This is a genomic window from Mycobacterium florentinum, from assembly GCF_010730355.1.
Taxonomy (GTDB): Bacteria; Actinomycetota; Actinomycetes; order Mycobacteriales; family Mycobacteriaceae; genus Mycobacterium; species Mycobacterium florentinum.
On record NZ_AP022576.1, the window covers coordinates 3,740,250 to 3,757,106 of the forward strand.

Annotated in this window: 14 protein-coding genes; 2 read left to right on the plus strand and 12 right to left on the minus strand. The window is 66.0% G+C overall.

Annotated features, from left to right (window positions below; translation table 11 throughout):
• Positions 1-148: 148 nt before the first annotated feature.
• The 9 genes from eccCb to espM all read right to left on the minus strand — a co-directional run bounded on the left by eccCb (position 149) and on the right by espM (position 11,923).
• The gene (eccCb, locus tag G6N55_RS17725) at positions 149-1,903 is read right to left on the minus strand and encodes a type VII secretion protein EccCb (protein ID WP_085224646.1); all 1,755 of its coding nucleotides are present in this window, start codon (positions 1,901-1,903) and stop codon (positions 149-151) included.
• On the minus strand, positions 1,900-4,161 hold the full coding sequence (eccCa, locus tag G6N55_RS17730; RefSeq protein ID WP_085224648.1) for a type VII secretion protein EccCa: 2,262 nt from the start codon (positions 4,159-4,161) through the stop codon (positions 1,900-1,902). Before eccCa ends, eccCb begins: the two co-directional genes overlap by 4 nt.
• Complete coding sequence (eccB, locus tag G6N55_RS17735) at positions 4,161-5,603, minus strand: type VII secretion protein EccB (RefSeq protein WP_085224650.1); 1,443 nt, start codon at positions 5,601-5,603, stop codon at positions 4,161-4,163. Before eccB ends, eccCa begins: the two co-directional genes overlap by 1 nt.
• Positions 5,604-5,606: 3 nt before the next feature.
• Positions 5,607-7,328 carry a type VII secretion AAA-ATPase EccA gene (gene eccA, locus G6N55_RS17740; protein ID WP_085224652.1) on the minus strand — a complete coding sequence of 574 codons (1,722 nt, stop codon included), beginning with the start codon at positions 7,326-7,328 and terminating at the stop codon, positions 5,607-5,609.
• Positions 7,325-7,933 (minus strand): hypothetical protein, encoded by a 609-nt coding sequence (locus G6N55_RS17745; protein ID WP_139826998.1) that lies wholly within the window; start codon positions 7,931-7,933, stop codon positions 7,325-7,327. The genes eccA and G6N55_RS17745 overlap by 4 nt, the downstream gene beginning before the upstream one ends.
• Positions 7,934-7,968: 35 nt before the next feature.
• The gene (locus tag G6N55_RS17750) at positions 7,969-8,844 is read right to left on the minus strand and encodes an ESX secretion-associated protein EspG (protein ID WP_085224796.1); all 876 of its coding nucleotides are present in this window, start codon (positions 8,842-8,844) and stop codon (positions 7,969-7,971) included.
• Positions 8,845-8,846: 2 nt separating this feature from the next.
• On the minus strand, positions 8,847-9,164 hold the full coding sequence (locus G6N55_RS17755; protein ID WP_085224656.1) for a type VII secretion target: 318 nt from the start codon (positions 9,162-9,164) through the stop codon (positions 8,847-8,849).
• A gap of 73 nt (positions 9,165-9,237) precedes the next feature.
• Positions 9,238-10,422, minus strand: coding sequence for an EspA/EspE family type VII secretion system effector (locus G6N55_RS17760; protein ID WP_139826999.1), 1,185 nt, complete (start codon positions 10,420-10,422; stop codon positions 9,238-9,240).
• A 382-nt stretch (positions 10,423-10,804) separates the two neighbouring features.
• Positions 10,805-11,923: an ESX-1 type VII secretion system transcriptional regulator EspM gene (gene espM / locus G6N55_RS17765; RefSeq protein ID WP_085224660.1), complete on the minus strand. Its 1,119-nt coding sequence runs from the start codon at positions 11,921-11,923 to the stop codon at positions 10,805-10,807.
• Between the two features lie 445 nt (positions 11,924-12,368).
• Here espM and G6N55_RS17770 point away from each other — a divergent pair, with 445 nt between their 5' ends.
• Positions 12,369-12,647: a WhiB family transcriptional regulator gene (locus G6N55_RS17770; RefSeq protein WP_085224662.1), complete on the plus strand. Its 279-nt coding sequence runs from the start codon at positions 12,369-12,371 to the stop codon at positions 12,645-12,647.
• 163 nt (positions 12,648-12,810) lie between these two features.
• Here G6N55_RS17770 and G6N55_RS17775 read toward each other — a convergent pair whose 3' ends face one another.
• Both G6N55_RS17775 and G6N55_RS17780 read right to left on the minus strand, forming a co-directional pair.
• Entirely contained in the window at positions 12,811-13,260 is a 450-nt protein-coding gene (locus G6N55_RS17775) for a nitroreductase family deazaflavin-dependent oxidoreductase (RefSeq protein WP_085224663.1), read from the minus strand.
• Positions 13,261-13,283: 23 nt separating this feature from the next.
• Positions 13,284-14,120, minus strand: coding sequence for an NmrA family NAD(P)-binding protein (locus tag G6N55_RS17780; RefSeq protein WP_085224665.1), 837 nt, complete (start codon positions 14,118-14,120; stop codon positions 13,284-13,286).
• Positions 14,121-14,228: 108 nt separating this feature from the next.
• Between G6N55_RS17780 and sigI the strand changes: the two genes are divergently transcribed.
• Positions 14,229-15,113 (plus strand): RNA polymerase sigma factor SigI, encoded by an 885-nt coding sequence (gene sigI, locus G6N55_RS17785; RefSeq protein ID WP_085224666.1) that lies wholly within the window; start codon positions 14,229-14,231, stop codon positions 15,111-15,113.
• A gap of 11 nt (positions 15,114-15,124) precedes the next feature.
• Here sigI and G6N55_RS17790 read toward each other — a convergent pair whose 3' ends face one another.
• Positions 15,125-16,351 (minus strand): MinD/ParA family ATP-binding protein, encoded by a 1,227-nt coding sequence (locus G6N55_RS17790; RefSeq protein ID WP_179968080.1) that lies wholly within the window; start codon positions 16,349-16,351, stop codon positions 15,125-15,127.
• Positions 16,352-16,857: the final 506 nt, after the last annotated feature.

Genomic DNA, 16,857 nt, shown 5'->3' on the forward strand with positions numbered 1-16,857 from the left:
CGAGTATCAAATCCTGAGTGAACGCAAACCATTTCTGTCGCAGTAAAAATCCTAATCGCACAGAGCAGTCCCCGGCGCGGTTTATCGCGTTTCGCTTCCGGCTCCTGTAATGAGCGTTGGGATAATCCTAACCGCCCGCCCCAGGTGGTCAGTGCACCTCTTCTGGAGGGTCGATGTAGGCGGCCTGGATGACGTCCTTGCCGTCCGGCGAGACGAGAATACCCTGGCCAGGGGGCCTACGCTTGACCTGAAATTCCCTCGAGGGGAAGTCGGCCTTGTCGCCGGAGAGGAGCAGGGTGGGAGATCCCGCACCGTAGGCGGCGCCGACGAACTTGTCCATGGTCGACTTATACGCGTGGCTCATTTGGCAGGTCACGATGATGTGCAATCCGATATCCGAAGCGGCCGGTAACAATGGAGCCAACGGCATCATTGGCGGCATCCCTCCGGAAGCACCGACGATCATGTGCCAATCGTCGACCAAAAGCACCAGATCGAATCCCGTCCACCATGACCGCGACCGTAACTGAGAGGCGGTCAGATCGGCCGGCGGTAACCGCTTTTGTAGGTTAATCGCGAGCGCTTTGATCGAATCGTCCAGCGACTGGGCATTGCGGTTGATCGCGCCCGCGGCGAGCAGGTGCGTCTCCGGCACCGCGTCCAGTAGTCCGGACCGATAGTCGGCCAGCATGAAGCGCACTTGGTCGGGGCTGTTGCGGGCGCAGATCGCGCGGGCGATTGCGTGGGCAATGGTTGTCTTGCCCGACTTGGCCGCACCGAAAATCAGGATGTGGTTCGCCGCGTACAAGTGGGCGTAGGCCGGCGTGAGGTCGGTCTCGCGGATGCCGACCGGAATCGTCCAGCGCGTGCGGTAGTCGGATTCCGGCCCGGGCGGGTTCGGGTCGAGTTCGTACAGATGGATGCGCTCCGGCAGCACCCTGACCCGGGGTGCTTCCTCGGTGGTGTGCGACGCAATGTGGTTGACCGCGACCGTGATTGCCTCGACCAGGCCCTCGGTGCTGTGCACGCCGTCGAGGCGGGGCGCACCCATCATCAGGTGGTGCTTCTCGATCGACATTCCCCGGCCCGGTCGGTTCGCCGGGATATCCCGGGTGGCGCGGTCCAGTTGGGTGTCGTTGACGTCACCGAGCCGGAACTCGATCTTGGTACCGAGGTAGTCGCGGACTCGCGACTTCAGTTCCGTCCATCGCGGCGTGGTGATGATGGTGTGGATGCCGAACGACAGGCCCTGCGCCGCCAGCGTTTGGACGTTTGCTTCGAGGTCGGGAAACTCACCGACGAAGGCCGGCCATCCATCGATGACCAGAAAGACATCGCCGAACGGGTCGGCGGCCACGGGCTGGTTCGGATCCGCGCGCAACTGTCGGTACATCGCGATCGAGCCCACCCGATGCTCCTTGAAGGTGGCCTCTCGTTGCCGCAGAACGGCTTGCACCTCCGCGATCACGCGCATGACCCGGTCGGGCTCCGATCGGGTTGCCACCCCGCCGACGTGCGGCAGACCGTCGAGATACATCAACCCGCCGCCGCCGAGGTCGATGCAGTAGAACTGGACCTGCCGCGGTGTGTGGGTGACAGCGGCCGACAGCATCAGGGTCTGCAGCAGCGTCGACTTTCCGGTCTGCGGCGCACCGCCAATGCCGATGTTGCCGCCGCCGCCGGAAACGTCTACGCCCCAAGGCTCTTGGAGATGCCGGCGTGGCTCGTCCATGATCCCCAGCGGGAAGTACAACGGTTGCAGGTTGGCGCGCTGGACGAGTTCGTCGACCGGAGTCGGATTGGTCAACGGCGGCAGCCACATTTTGTACGCACGCGACTCCGTGGTGCTGAGTTGGTCCAGCACCACCTCGCTGAGCGGTTTGCCCTTCGACTCCACACTCATGCCGGTATCTCGTCCTCAAGATCGTCGAGGATCGGCGCCGCGGTGAACGGCCGGATTTGCACACCCCGGGGACCAGGGCGCGCGCCGTCCACGCTTTCGGCCTCGCCGTTGGTTTCGGCGTGTACCGGGGGGACGTAGGTGGCGCCGGTGTACAGCGTGCTGAACTTGATCGGGTCCTCCATGCCGACCCGCAAGAACCCGACACCACTTTCCTTGTTGGTGATGTACTGCGCCTCCGGCGTTCCGATCACCGACTTAGATTCATGAGAGCTGGTGGTGCGCAGCGCGATCCGGTAGGTGAGGTTGGGCTCCAATTTGTCGATGCGCGCCCCACCGGTCTGCAGCGACTGTGTGGCGAGCAACAGATGCACCCGCAGCGAACGCCCCACTCGGCAGATCCGGTCGAAAAGCCCGACGAAGTCCGGATGGCTCTGCAGCAACTCGGCGAACTCGTCGACGACAACGAAAAGCGTTGGCAGCGGCTTGAGATCGGCGCCGCGCTCGCGGTATTTCTCGTACTCGGCCACACCGGAGAGCGCCCCCGTTGCACCGACTTGCAAACCGGCCTGGCGCAACAGATTCTGCCGACGGTCGAGCTCGCCCGTCAGCACCTCACCCATGCGGCCGACCAGTTCGGCTTCCTCGGCCATGTTCGTGATGACCGCGGCGGTATGCGGGAGGTTCTCCATGCCCAGGAACGTCGAACCACCCTTGAAGTCGGTCAGCAGGAGGTTCACCTGATCCGGATGGTGCAGTGAAACCAGCGACAAGATGAGGGTGCGCAAGAACTCGGACTTCCCCGACCCGGTGGTCCCGATGAGCATGCCGTGGGGCCCGGCGCCGAACTCGGCACCCTCTTTGATGTCCAGAGTCATGATCTCGCCGGTCTTGAGTTGGTGACCAAACGGGATCTTGAGCCGATCAAGGTCTTTGTCGGCGAACATCTTCCAGCGTGCCGGTGTGATGTCCTCGACGCTCTTGGCGCCGACCAGCTGATAAAACTCGGTCGCCACTTTCTTCTTGGGGCCGCCGGTGCTGGCCTTCTTGTCGAGGATGGTTCCGGTGATCGACCACCCCGCCAGCTTTCTCGCGACGCGCGCGGCCTGCCGGGCTGTCATGTGGTCGGTGCTCGCCGTCACCTGCCGGAATTGCTGGCCGGGCAGTCGGTCGTCGGCCGTCCCGTCCGCGGCCACCCGGATCCGGTAGTTCGATCCGCGGTGGTTGCCCAGCGTGAATACCGTGACTCCGGCCCTGCCGTCGGGCGGGACCCCCGCCTTGCCGCCGGTCAGATCCACGACGACGACGTAGGGTCCGCCCGGCGTCGAATCGGGTGAGTGCGGACCGCGCGCGGCGAGATCGGACAGGCTTTCCGGGTGGGCGGAAATCATCCGAACCGGCCCGGCCGCGTCGGTGTCGGTCGGATGCTGTACGTGCGGTAGCCATTTCAGCCAGGACCACTCCGGATCGTCCGGGGTTTCGGTGAGCACCCGGATCGCCAGCAGGTCCGGCGGATGGAACACCGCCAGGTGACAGATCATCGCCGTCAACAATCCGGCGGCCCCCGCCGGATCGCCACCAATGGCGATTGTCGGAAATGTCCTCAGCTGCAGCAGTTTCGGGCAATCGTGGATAAGGCCATGGGTGCGCAAGAACTTGACCGCCCACATGTTGGCGACCGGCTCCAGATAGGGCTGAGGTGCGGCGGTCGGACCCGCCAGCTCACCGCCGACCGACGGCTTCATCAGCCGGTCGACCGCCGGCTGGTCGCCGATCCCGATGCGGGTGGCGGCGTAGAAGTCGGCATTGGCCGGGCGTGACCACTGCCGGGGGGTGCCGATGATCGACAGCAGATCGTCGGGATGGGGTGCGTGATAGCTGAAGAAAGCCACCTGCGCTGTGGCGGACGACGTCACCCGCGGGCGAAGTCCGGCCAGATACCGCAGGTACTCCTTGCGGTCCGCGTTGATCTCGGGCACCTTCTTGCCGCCGCCGCCACCACTGGCGCCCACCATGCTCAACGACATCATGATCATCATCAGCGGCGTCATCATCATGTACGGGGACAGCGCCTTGGTGCCGGTGAACACCATGATGCCGATCATGCCGAGCATGCACACACCCATGACGTAGGGCATGACCCGCTGGATGAAGCTGGGTGGGACGTCGACACCGAGGTCCTCGGGTGGTACGACGGCGATCTCGCCCGGGGTCAAGCGAGGGCCGCGGGTGACCGATGGGGTGAACTTTCTCGTAGACATCAACCTGCTCCGGGCGCTGCGGGCATTTTTCGCGGGCTCGGGTCGGCGGGCAGGGTGTCGTGTTCCAGCAGGGCGGCCTCTTTCGACAGCACCGGTCCATCGACCAGTAATCGAATGATCTCCCACGGAGCGGGTTTTGGCGACTGCAGGCCCAGCGAGGCGGCGGCCTTCGGGTCGGATATCCCGTATCGCACCCCTTGCGGGTCGACGTAGTACAACGATTCGCCATACCGGGGATCCGGGGACTGCAACTGCACGTACTTTCCACCGTCGATGTAAACCGTTGCCGGGCCCTGGATCTGCTTGATGCCCTGGCTCATCATCGTGGTCGGGATCGGTAGGTGCCGACCGGTCACCACCGCGGTCCTGGGTGTCTGCTCACCGGGCTTGCGTTCCCACGTCCAGCACAACACCGGTTCGTTCGGCCGGTTGACGATCTTGATCGATTGGTCGGGCAGGGGCGAGTTGTACACCCGTTCGGGGATTCTGACGACCAGGCTCGATACCACCGACGGCGGCTCGACCAGCCCGTGCGACTGAATCGCGCGCAGCGCCACCGCGGTGTTGGCGTTGATCGGTGCGACGCCGTCGGGCAGCACCACAAAGTACTGCGGCCCGGATTGCGCATGGATCTGGAATACCGACCCGATCACCAGAAAGTCAGGCAGCCCAAGGGTATTGGGGGCGCCGTCGTCCGGGATCGGGCTCAGCTGCCAGGATCCGCCGTCGGGCAGTGCGTTGAACACGGCGGTCGACAGCGGGCTCGGCTTGGCGTTCACGGGTATGCCCACCGCCGAGGTGAGAGTTCGGTCGGACAGATCGGTGGCGTGCCGCCCGGTCGACGTGATGATCCAGTCTTTGCCTTGGTAGTAGGCCAGCAGCGCCTCGTTGGGTTGCAGCGCATCGACCGAGGAGTCCAGCGACAGCGGCATCGCGATCACCGAAGTCTGCACGGTGGGATTGATGGTCTCGGCCTTGGTGACGGTGTCGCACAGCGCCCAGACCGACGACGAATCCGACGAGACCGGGGTGGCGTACGGGGCGCCCGGGATGCCGACCGTCTGGCCCCGGGGGAACTTGGCCAGCTCGGCGGATTTCACGACGGTCGGCTCGGCCGGATTGCCGAGCATCAGCCGCGCCGAAGTCAGGTTGTAGACCGGGTGCAATTGGCCGGACACCATCAGATACAGCTGGTTGGTGGAGCGGTCGACGAACAAGTTGCCGCCGGCGAGTTTGCCCTGTGGCTTGAAGTACGCCATCGCCAAGGCGCCCACCAATATCACCACCGAGATCACAATGCCCAGCGCGGCCGACCGCCCGTAGAAGGACAACGGATCGTCGAACATCCGGGTGTCGCGGCGAACGATGGCATGCTCCAACCGCCGGAGCAGAAAGCGCCAGCCACTCACCTGGACTTTGGTGGTAAGCCGGATGCCCGCCATGCGTTACTCGGTAATGGCGAGCCGTGCGTGCACCGAGGCCACCGCTTCCGCCATGTCCTCGCCGTTGATCTCGCGCAGGAAGTCGGCGTCGAGCTCTTCGAAGTCGACCGCCTGGGTCAGCCGCATATCGCGGTATTGTTCTGCGGCCTCGACCATTTGCCGTGCGTAGCGTCCGTTGCCCGCGATGTCGATGCCGGCCTTGCCGCGCACCGTCCGCTGGCTCAGCAGCTTCGCCGCCTCCAGCAGGTTCTCGGCCGCTTCCACGCTCAGCACCGAGTCGTTGTTCTTTGCGATGACTTTTGCGATTTCGAGAATCTCCTCGGGGGAGTAGGAGTCGAATTCGATACGGGTGGCGAACCGGGACCGCAGTCCTTCGTTGGTCTCCAGCAGTCTATCGATGTCGTTGCTGTAGCCGGCGATGATCACCACAAGACGGTCACGGTCGTTTTCCATCCGGGCCAGCAGCGTGTCAAGCGCCTCTTGCCCGAACGGGTCGGACCGACCTTCTCGTTCCTGAACGAGCGTGTAGGCCTCGTCGATGAACAGCACACCGCCCAGGGCGCGGTCGATCGTCTTGGCGGACTTGACCGCGGACTGCCCTTCGTATTCGGCGACGAAATCCTTACGTGCCGTCTCGATGAGTTTCGGTTCCTGGATGACGCCCAAACCCGCCAGGATGTTGGCGACCACGCGCGCGATCGTCGTCTTACCGGTACCCGGCGGCCCGGTGAAGATCATGTGCTTGCTCGCCTGCGCGACTTTCATGCCGCGCGCGGCACGAACCCGCGCCATCTGGGTCGCGGCGCGGTATCGCTCGACTTGGTCCTTGACCCGGGTGAGCCCGATCTGCCGGCGCAGCTCGGTTTCCGCTTCGGCGAGCAGCTTTTCGCGACCCGAGGTGTCGGCCACGACGCTGCCCGCATCCCAGGGGTCGGTTCGGGCTGCGATCTGCTCGGAGCTGGTCGTTGCCAGGCGGTAGGACGGATCCTTCAGTGCCGCAGTCACTTTGGGGCTGGGGTGGGTGGTCTGCAGCCACTCCAGCAGGGCTAACGCAGCTTCCTCGTTCCCCTGGCTGCGGCGGGTCATCGCCAAAAACCAGGCGATGGCCTGTGCACACGCTTCACCGGCGGGTGAGGAGTTCGCCTCGGTCAGGCGGCGCTCGGCTTCCGTGAACAAACCGAGGTTGGCCGCGGCGACCCCATGCGCGACGCCGGCCGCAGCGGCCAGAAAGGCGTCCGGCCACTTGCCGGCGGCCCGGACTTCGTCGATGACCTCGGTCCAGCGCTGCCCTTCCCCGTAGATCACGGCCTTGGTCCACGACAACAGGTGTTCGGCACCGGCGCTCGGACTGGCCTCGACGGCTTCCATGGCATCCGCGTAGTTGCCCTGTGCCGCTTCGTTCACCGCGAAGCCGATGGTGATCGCCAACGGCGAGTTGACCGGATACGTGATGTCGCCGTAGAGGCCGCCGATCGGAACCCGGGCGCCCAGGGCGTTCATCGAGATCTGGGCAGATCCCGACAGCTGCCCGAAGTGCTTGCGCGAGTACCAGGCCCGGAACAGGGTCACCCGGTCGTTGTCACCGCACCGGATGCGGCCGACCCATGCGTCGCAAACGGTCTCGTCGCAATTCGTGATCTCGGTGAACAGGTCCAGCGCCCGCGACTCCGAGACCGGCAGCATGCCGACCGCACTTTCGAACAGGCCGGCCAGATGATCGCTCATTTATCGGCGCTGTAACGCGCGGCAAAGACCTCGGCCTGTGCCGTCTCGGCCTGTTCCTCCGTCGGTAACCGCATCCCGGTCTCCACGAAGTCACGCAGCAACTGCGCGCTGTCCAATCCCATGTCACCGAGTTGCTGCAGCCCGGCGTTATCGGCCGCGCTGTCCATGACGTAGGTGCGCTGTCCGGCCAGCCCTTTTTGCCGGGCGAGCTCGGCCAGGACGATGATCTCGTCCGCGAGCTCGGCTTCGGTCAGGTTGGTCGCGGTCGGCGACAGCGTGACCCGGTGAGTCCGGCCGTCGATGAGCGCCGACACCGAGACCGTCTCGGGAGGGTTGGTCACGGTGAACTGCTGGACGCCGTCCTCTTCGTCCCCTTCGTCGTCGGAGGGCTCGGTCGTGGCGGCGATGGCCTCGAGCTCGGTGTCGGCCTGTTCGGGCTCGGTCGGTGTGAACGCGTCCAATGCCTCGACGTGCGACTCCTCGTCGACATCGGCGGCGGAGAAGTCGAGGGCGTCCGCGTGTTCGCGCCCGTCGTCGTCGGATCCGGACTGGTGGGAGGAGAAGTCCAAGGCGGAGAGATCGTCGTGCTCATCATGCTGGGACATGGGATCCATCTTTCTGAATTGGGTTACGGCAGAAATCAGCCTCGGTGCGAGGCATTGGTGTGGTCGGCGTGCTCGGACTCGTCATCAGAAGTCTGATCCAGCCAGGCGCGCGACGGGAGGAATTCCAGCAAACCGTCCAGTGTCCGCTGCAGGTTTTCTTGGCTGCCGGATAGAAAACTTCCGTATAGCTCGCCGTGGACGCGGCGGGGCAGCGACACCAACCTGCCCAGCGGCGAGTCGAGGACGCCCGCCGCGACCTGGGTCTGGGTGTAAGTGCCGCCGGGGTGGCGCTCACCGGCGATGATCTCCACCCAGCTATCCGGGTTGCCGACGATCTCGGCGTAGACGCGGGCCGTGGCCGGCGCGACGCCGAGACCGGCCAGCTGCGCCGCCGTGGTGCATTCGGCCAGTTCGCTTGCGACAGCGGTCAGCGGTTCGACGTTGGCCGGCGTCGCCGGGCCCAGCACGGCGGTCACCATGCCCGCCAGACCGACTTGCGCCGCCACCAGTTGCAGCGCGATCAGCTCGCCGTGCCGCGCGGCTATGACATGACGATCGCCCTTGCGGCACACCGCAAAACGCACCATCACGCCGCCGGCCACGTCGTTTCGCCACCACCGGCCTTCCAGGGTCCGGTCCGGCCTGCTGAGTGTGTCGACGATTGCCGCCACCGTCGGGTGGACCTGGCCCAATTCGTTCAGCACGCTTTGCGCGGTGAGGTCGCGCTCCACCTGCTCCCAGACGAGTTTGCGTAAGTCGTCCTGCGGGATGTTCTGCCGGATCCCCAGTGCCGCGGGGAATTCGATCAGGTGCAGCCGGTCGGCGATCACCAGCATGCCGTCGATAGTCACCTCGACGCCGACGACGTCATCGACAAGACCGGCGCGGCCGGCACCGAGGGGACCGGACATCATTATTTGTCGAGCAGTTGCTTGTTGAGGTTGCCAGCCAGTTCGCTGTCGACGCCCTCGTACGCCGCCTTGGCGCTACGCAGCTTCGCGGCCATCAGGAGGCTGGCGTCTCCCAGGGCCTTGCCCGCGGTCTTGCGGATGCCCTCGATGGTGTCGAAGGCCCCATTGGAGCACCCGCTGATGACGCCGTGGTTAAGCCAGCAGTTGCTTCCGGTGCCGTTCAATGCGTCGGCGGCAGCCTGGGCATCCTTCTGCGCCGCTTCCTGTTTGGTCGCCAGCGTCTCGAGGATCGCCGGTGAGACGAGTAGGTTATTTGCCATTGGTCGGTTCTCCTTAACGTTTGATTTGTGCGTTATGGCGTTGGCCCGCTGCGTATTTCACGGACGGGTGATATCAGACGACGCGCTCGCGGCCAGCTCCGGCCGGGGCCGCGGCGGGGGCCGCGGCGTCGACGGGTGCACGCTCGGTGCCGCCGTCTTTACCGGCTGCGGCGCCGGCCGCGGCTCCTGTTTCACCGTCCTTTTTCGCGTCGTCTTCCTTATTCTTGTCCTCGTCGTCCTTGACGTCGCTGACGTCGTGCGCCGCGACCGGGGCAGCGGCGGGAGCCGAGCCCTTTGCGGATTGGGCGAGCGACTGAATCTGTTGCATTCCCTGGCCGAGGGTCTGGCCGACCTGGTTCAGGCCCTGGGACGCCTGCCCGATCTGAGCCAGGCTGGGCGGCGTGAACGCCGCCGGGGCGGGCGTCTTGTCGCCCGTCTTGGTCGTGGTGTCCTTCTTGGTGTCGGTGGTCTTCGCGGCGGCGGCTTTGTCGCTCGAAGATTCCAGCAGCGCCTTCTGCTCCGGCGCAACCTTGTCGCCCGCCGCGGCGGCCAACTTGTTGACACTCGGCGTAGCGGACGCGAAGGAGTAGTCCGTCAGACCGTCGGAGACGGCGCGGAAGCCGGACAGCTTGGACGAGGTGTCCGAGGCAACCTTGCCCTGGATCCTGCCGAAACTCCCCGCCAGTTGCGCCGTGACATCCTTGCCCAGCTGGACGTATTGCTGGCCCAGGGTCGCGCACTGGTTGGAGATGCCCATCGAACTCGACAGCGTGAGCATCTCGACGACGAAGACCGCCGCGCAGCACGCGAAGGCAGCAATGATCTGCCACGCCTGCGAGATGCCCGGGCCCGCGATCGGGATCAGGTACATCGCCAGGGCAATACCCGCGGCGGCGGTCAGCACGGCCACGTTGACCGTGCAGCACAGGTGCGCCTGCTTGACCTCGCCGGCCTGCTTGCTGAGGTAGCCCTTCAGGGTCTGGTCGTACGTCTTGAACTTGTCGACGAAACCCTTGAGCGTGTTGACCTGGCCGATGTAGGCCGTCGCCGCGTCGCCGCTCCAGTCCCGCGGATCCGGAATGCTCGCGGGGTCCAAATCTTTGAGGAACAGGTTGAGTTTGTCCGCGGCGGTGGAAACGGCCGAACCCGAGTTGGGCGTTCCGAATCCGTTAAGCAGGTCCACGATCGTGACGGCCAGCGCGGCAGCGTCGACAATGGCCGTCGGCGTCGGCAGCGCCTTTGTTCCGCTATCCTTCAACGCCTTTGCTAGAACGGCGTTCTGCTTACCCGCGTAGATCATCCCTTTACCGAGGATCGTGGCGGCGCTCGCACCAAGGTTGGCCCAGTCGCCAGCCGAGGCGGCCGTAACACCAGATCCAAAACTCTTCACACACGTCGCTAAATCTGTTGCACCGTTTAGCCAAGCCACGTCGGTGTTTCCCTTCAAGCTCGCAGATCCTGTGCACCGATCCTGTGCACGGTAGAACGAGCCTAACAGCGCTCAGAACAGGTCCAGTGCACGAGTTTTTCGGTTAGGCAACAGCTTCCACCACCCAGCGCTGGGGCGCCACGGTAAACATTGCGGCAAAGTTGCCGAAAAGCAAACAATGGAATTGACGGTGGCCCGGGACTCGCCGAAATCAGTCGATGTGGCCTATCAGCGTTTCGATCGCGGCCGTTACGTACGCGGGCAAAGGCTCCTCATCCTCCGCGCGCACGATCATTTCTTCGTCGACGCCGGCAGCTTGCGCAATTTCCAGCGGGGAAAGGTTAGCCCGGCGCCGGGCGGCGTACAACCGCTGCGCCAGCGGTGCATCCGGTGCGTTCGCTCCGAGCGTCATCAATTCGTCGCGGTGCCGGCGAACGGCGCTGAGTGCGTTGATTAACTCCGGGGTAATTTGACTGATCCTGGTCGCCCGGACGGCAATCGCTTCGAGTTGGCGCAAATCGGCGAGGATGGGCGCCGCGCGCTCGGTGAACTCGGGGTCCCCGGCCGGCGGCAATGCGGAGATGGCCAGGCTGCACCCGTCCACGGCGGCGACGACCGCCTGCGCGATCAGCGACGCCGCGCCGTCAGCCGCCGGATTGTCGGCCGCCGCGGGACCGTCGACCGCCGCGGCCTGCGGGTTGGGGTCATCGGCGACCGCTTCCCCGTGACGGATCCGATCGATGGTTCCGGCGGGCCACTGCAGGACTTCCTCGAGCTTGGCGCGGGTCCGTTCGCGCGGCCAACTGCGGCCCTTTTCGAAGGCGATCAGCGCGCCGGCGTTGATGATCCCGTCCGCGGCGAGGCTGCGCTGGCTGATGTCGAGCTCTCGGCGGCGGGCGGCGGCTGCGGCTCCGGCGCGAACCACGCCCGGATCCAGATCGTTTGGTGCGATGTTGTCCCCCTGCTCATCGGAATCGTCAACCTGTTGTCGGTCAACGGATTTCGGCGGCCTGACGACTTCAAACGTCAGGACTTTCCCCGCGGTGGGGTCCCCGAATCGGACGATTGTCTTGTCGGTGACCGTCACGGAGGTCGTTCGCAGTCCGTCGACGAACATGCCAGTCGGGCTGCTGTCGACGATGCGCCACTGCCCATCGGTGGCTTCGGCGCGCAAGTGCTCCTGCGAGATCTGCGGATCATCGATCCGCACACCGGCCTGAGGTTCTCGGCCGATGCTCACCACGCCGCGCCCGGGCTCGATCGCGTGCGATGTGTCGCCGCTGTGCACGACCAGCAGAGCCGGAGGGGCAGTTGACGCGGCGCTGGACATCGTCGGTGATTCCTCGCTCGATTTTCATGTGGCGGCGGGCTATCCGCCATCAGGATTCTAACTGCTGCACACGTCAAAATCTATCGCGCCGCTACAGTTCTACATCAAGTTGTTACGGAACCAACCCGGCCACGGCCCCTCGAGGCAACCGGGCCGCAACCGCATCACCGCTACAGTTTGTCGTCGACCGTCGCGCAGGCGGACGGGACTCGCCGCGGGTGCGCGCATATGGCCAGTTCAGCCCCAACATTGAGGCATCGTTCCGCCGCTGTTCTCCACCAGTTAAACCCGGTGAAGCCTCCGGCGCGTGGAATAGCCACCGAAGCGCCTGCGTACGGCCGCGATCGATAAGTAGAGCATCAAACTGTTGCATTGCGACAGTTATTGCGATACCCTTTCGAGTCATAGGACGCAGAACTGCAACGCTTTCTGGAGGAACGTAGCGATGACCGCAACTCTGTACAACATCCCGTTGGGCGCGTGCACCCAGGACCCCGACCGCTGGACGACGGCCCCCGACGCCGAGGCCAAAGCCCTGTGCCGGGCTTGCCCTCGCCGGTGGCTGTGCGCCCGCGATGCCGTCGAGTCAGCCGGTGCGGAAGGACTGTGGGCCGGCGTCGTCATCCCCGAGTCGGGCCGCCCGCGCGCGTTCGCGCTGAACCAGTTGCGCTCGCTGGCCGAGCGCAACGGATACCCGGTGCGCGAGACGGCCAAATCGGCCTAGCCCCGATCTTCCTGAGGCGTCCGCAGTAGAGCAACGTCCGGGATCCGGTGTGGAAGCAGTTGCGCAGCTCCGTCTTTGGAGCGCTTCAATCGGATAGTCCGGACCGGCGACAGACAGCGCGAGAACCATCCAAGGTTCTCGCGCTGTCTTGCGTTGCGGGGTGCTACGGCGAAACGGCCGGGTCGAATCGGAAAACGGCGAGCCGGCCCGCCAGCGCCTCGAATTCGTCGGAAGTTCCGTCGCGCACCATTCCCGAGCGCTTCGCGAACGACACCCCAACCGGGACCTTTTTGGGGAACTCCCGCAACACCGGGCGCGCCTGCTCGGCGGTCAGCTCGATGATGCTGACCTCCCTGGATCGTCGGCCCCGGGCCAGCGTGCCGGTACCCGCGGCGCGGGCATTCGCCGCCCAGTCCGCGCCCGGGTAGCCCGCGACGACGTAGAGGCCGCCCTGAAATTCAAACGGTGTCATCGGGGTGCTGCGTGGTTGACCCGACTTCCGGCCGGGCACCGTGAGCACCATGGCGGGGCCGGTCGGTATCCCCAGTCTCTGCACCGCCATCATCATTTTGTTCATGGGCTTGAGGTAGCGCGGCGGCTGTGGTTCGGACATTTCGGACTCTCCTATCTCCGGATCTAGTTCGCGTACAGGTCGCGGTGCTCAGACACCCATTGCGCGAAGGACTGTGGCGCTCGGCCGAGGATCTTCTCGGCGTCGTGCGTGACAAGCGCGGGGTGGTCCAGCGTCTCGGCGAGCATCGCGGTGTAGGCGTCGCCGAACTCAGCGCCGAAACCCAGGTCGATGAAGCGCTGCCGCACCGCGTCGGCGGGTATCTCCCGGTACTGCAGCGGGCGGCCCAGCACGGCGCCGATGACGTCCACGAGTTCGGAGTTGGTGAGCGCCTGGGGCCCGGTCAACGGAACCCGCTGACCGACAAGCTCATCGGTGAGCAGGGCGCGCGCCGCGACCGCGGCGATGTCGCTCTCGACGATCGGTGCGGTCGATGCCGCCGCGTACGGCCCGGCCACCACATCGCCGGCCCGGATCTGGGCGGCCCACATCCCGGCGAAGTTCGTCGCGAACACCGTGGGCCGCAGGCTCACCCACGCCAGACCCGAGTCGACGGCGAGCCGCTCGACCTCCCGGTTACGGTCGCCGCGAAAGCGCGACGGCTGTCGCGAGAAGTCGTCGTCTGCGTTGATCGCCGACAGCGCAACCAGTTTGGTGACTCCGGCGCCGCAGGATTCGGCGACGACCCGCGCGAGGCTGTCACCGAGCGCGCGGGAGTTCAGGAATACCGCAGCTGCTCCCGGCAGCGCTTCGGCAACGGTGCCGAGCACCTCGACGCCGGAGGGAAACCGGGCGCTGCTCGGGGTGCGGGTGATGGCGCGGACCCGGGCGCCCGCGGCGACAAGTTCGGCAACAAGGGGGCGCCCGACATTGCCGGTCGCTCCGGTTACGACGATGGTCATGATGTTTCCTCCTGGAAGTCGAAGATCTTCATCAACGACGGGTGCGGAGCAGGGAAAGTTACAGTCGGAGTCAGGTAACTTTTTCCGGCCCCAGATCGTCGGTATTTCATGAACCAGTCGCAGCCCCCAACCGACCAGCTCGCCGATGCCTGGCGCCGGCACCGGCCCTATCTGGTCAATCTCGGATATCAAATCCTCGGCGACGTGGGCGACGCCGAAGATGTTGCGCAAGAGGCATTCCTGCGGTTGTCCCGCACGGGCCCCGACGAGGTCGACGACATCCGCGGCTGGCTCACCGTCGTCACCAGCCGGCTCTGCCTCGATCAGGTGCGCTCGGCACGAACGCGCTACGAGCGACTGAGCGATCCCCACCATGGCGACCCGGGCGCCGACGTCGCCGAATCGCGCAGCCTAGACCCGGCGGATCGGGTCACTCTTGACGACGAGGTCCGCACCGCGCTGATGGAAGTGTTGCGGCGGCTCAGCCCCGGCGAACGGGTCGCGTTCGTGCTGCACGACGTGTTCGGCGTCCCGTTCGACACGATCGCCGAAACGGTGGGGCGCCCGGTCGGTACCTGCCGTCAGCTGGCGCGGCGAGCGCGCTCGAAATTCACTGCGGCACAGCCGAAGCACAGTGATGTAGCCCCCGCCGAGCACCAGCTGGTCACCGAGAAATTCATCACCGCCTGTGCCAACGGCGACATCGCCGCGCTGACCGCCGTCCTGGATCCGACGGTCTGGGGTGTGGGCACCGTCCTTGCCGACCCGCCGCCCCCGCCGCAGATCAACCATGGTCCGCATGCGGTGGCCACCAACCTGATGCGCTATCTGGGGCCGGGAGTCACGCTGGTCAGCGGTCCCGCCGGGCAGGCGGTGGTGCTCGCGTTCGCCGAGCGCCGGCTGTTTGCCGCCATTGTGCTGACCATCCGCGGCCCGCTGGTCAGCAAGATCGAGGCGATCGCCGACCCGTCGGCCCGGATTGCGGCCAGCTGAGGCGCGAAGCGTCAGCCCTCGTGGCCGCTCGGCCGGGAGCCGGGCGCACGGTCGGGGCTCGCGCCGAAAAACCCGGCGATCATCGCGGTGGCCTCCAGTAACTTGCGCCGCGTGGGGCCGGCCATCTCGTGCGTCACGTCGATGACGCCGCCGGGGCGCAGATGGGGGTCATACGGCACCTCGACCACCGGCTGTCCGTGGTCGACGAACTCGCGGGCGAGCTGCGCCCGGGTGCGCTTGTCGGCGTGCCCGTCGGAGTCGTTTAGCACCACGATCGTGTGGTTCAACAACTCGGTCATGCCCTGATCCGAGAGCCATTCCATGGTCCGGGCGGCCGCGGATGCCCCATCGGCCCACGGCGAGGACACCACGATCAGGGCATCCAGGTCGCGCAGCACTTCCTGGGTGACCGGTGAGTCCATCGTCGAGCCGCAGTCGATGACCGAGATCGTGAAATGGCGGTCCAGCCGCGACGCCGCTTCGCGGTAAATCGCGGGATCGAGCACCCGGCGCGGACCGGACGCCGGTTCGCCGGCCAGCACGTGCAGGCCGACCGAATTGCGGCCCACCCGCTCGGCCACATCGGTGAAGGTCTCGAGGTTCTTGTCGGCGGTCAGTTCCCAGAACGAACTCGTCGAGCGCGGATCGATCCGGCTGCTCAACCGGCCGAAGGCGGTATCGGCGTCGATCGCCACCACGTGGTCTTGCCCGCGGCGGAGCTCGGCGAACAGCGATCCGACACTGGCGGCGACGGAGGTTTTTCCGACCCCGCCCTTTCCCACCACGCCGACCTTGTGGTTGCCGCGGAAACCGGTCCGGATGGCGCTTTCGAATTGGGCGTCTTGGCGTTGTGCGGGCGACGGACCCAGCTTGACGAGGCCGAAGGTGAGCAGCCGCAGGATGCGTCGCCAACCGGTGTCGGGGAGGTCGGCCGCCGTGATCGACACGAGGGCGGCGTCGGGCGCCGGTGGCGCGGTAACGGGCGCGGGGGGCGCAGCCGGCCGCGGCGGGGGAGGCGGAAACGACGGCGTCGGGACGGGTCGCGGCGGGGGAGGGGAAGCGGCGTGTTGCCGCGGCGGGGGAGGCGGAAACGACGGCGTCGGGACGGGTCGCGGCGGGGGAAATGCCGCGGGCGACCCGCTTCGGTGACCCGCGGAGCGGGGCTGGGGCGGGGCGGCGGGGGTGCTGGGCCGGTCGGGCTGCAGACGGTCCCGCAGGAATTCGTCGCGCTCGTTCATGGGCTCCTCGGTGCCGGGCGATCGATCGTCGCGCGTTGGGCCGGCCGCAGGGGTGATACCCGACCAGTATCTCCGCACGCTCCCCTAATTAGTACCGCGCAAACTCGGTGCGCACTAATGCGGTGCCGGTGCGGCGGCGTAGGCCCCCACCGGGCGCGCCGGCTGGGGTTACGGGCGGTATTGCTGCCACGCCTTATCGTGATCCGCGGCGCGGATGCGCGGGGTGCATTGTGATTCCGGCCATCTTGGCGTTCCGTGAGACCGGGGCCACAGCAAACCCAAGGAGACGGTCGACCCAGCGAGCGGCCGGTCCGGTCTGCGCTGCCGCGGGCGGAGTGTCGGGTGTTTAGGCGCGTTTCCCCGCGTTATCGGGCGCGACCTGCAGCGAATTTACGTTGCCGCTATCTGCCGGGTTAGACTTGGTCAAGTTGGCATGTCAGGCGGTTTTTGTCATATCGTTTTACGACTTGTCGAGACCGGGTACACGCCACCGTTCAGCGCCGCAC

Bases quoted from the DNA above. Each gene is read 5' to 3' on its own strand.
- eccCb (WP_085224646.1), bottom strand. From the start codon at position 1,903: ATGAGTGTGGAGTCGAAGGGCAAACCGCTCAGCGAGGTGGTGCTGGAC.
- eccCa (WP_085224648.1), bottom strand. From the start codon at position 4,161: ATGTCTACGAGAAAGTTCACCCCATCGGTCACCCGCGGCCCTCGCTTG.
- eccB (WP_085224650.1), bottom strand. From the start codon at position 5,603: ATGGCGGGCATCCGGCTTACCACCAAAGTCCAGGTGAGTGGCTGGCGC.
- eccA (WP_085224652.1), bottom strand. From the start codon at position 7,328: ATGAGCGATCATCTGGCCGGCCTGTTCGAAAGTGCGGTCGGCATGCTG.
- G6N55_RS17745 (WP_139826998.1), bottom strand. From the start codon at position 7,933: ATGTCCCAGCATGATGAGCACGACGATCTCTCCGCCTTGGACTTCTCC.
- G6N55_RS17750 (WP_085224796.1), bottom strand. From the start codon at position 8,844: ATGTCCGGTCCCCTCGGTGCCGGCCGCGCCGGTCTTGTCGATGACGTC.
- G6N55_RS17755 (WP_085224656.1), bottom strand. From the start codon at position 9,164: ATGGCAAATAACCTACTCGTCTCACCGGCGATCCTCGAGACGCTGGCG.
- espM (WP_085224660.1), bottom strand. From the start codon at position 11,923: ATGTCCAGCGCCGCGTCAACTGCCCCTCCGGCTCTGCTGGTCGTGCAC.
- G6N55_RS17770 (WP_085224662.1), top strand. From the start codon at position 12,369: ATGACCGCAACTCTGTACAACATCCCGTTGGGCGCGTGCACCCAGGAC.
- G6N55_RS17775 (WP_085224663.1), bottom strand. From the start codon at position 13,260: ATGTCCGAACCACAGCCGCCGCGCTACCTCAAGCCCATGAACAAAATG.
- G6N55_RS17780 (WP_085224665.1), bottom strand. From the start codon at position 14,120: ATGACCATCGTCGTAACCGGAGCGACCGGCAATGTCGGGCGCCCCCTT.
- sigI (WP_085224666.1), top strand. From the start codon at position 14,229: ATGAACCAGTCGCAGCCCCCAACCGACCAGCTCGCCGATGCCTGGCGC.
- G6N55_RS17790 (WP_179968080.1), bottom strand. From the start codon at position 16,351: ATGAACGAGCGCGACGAATTCCTGCGGGACCGTCTGCAGCCCGACCGG.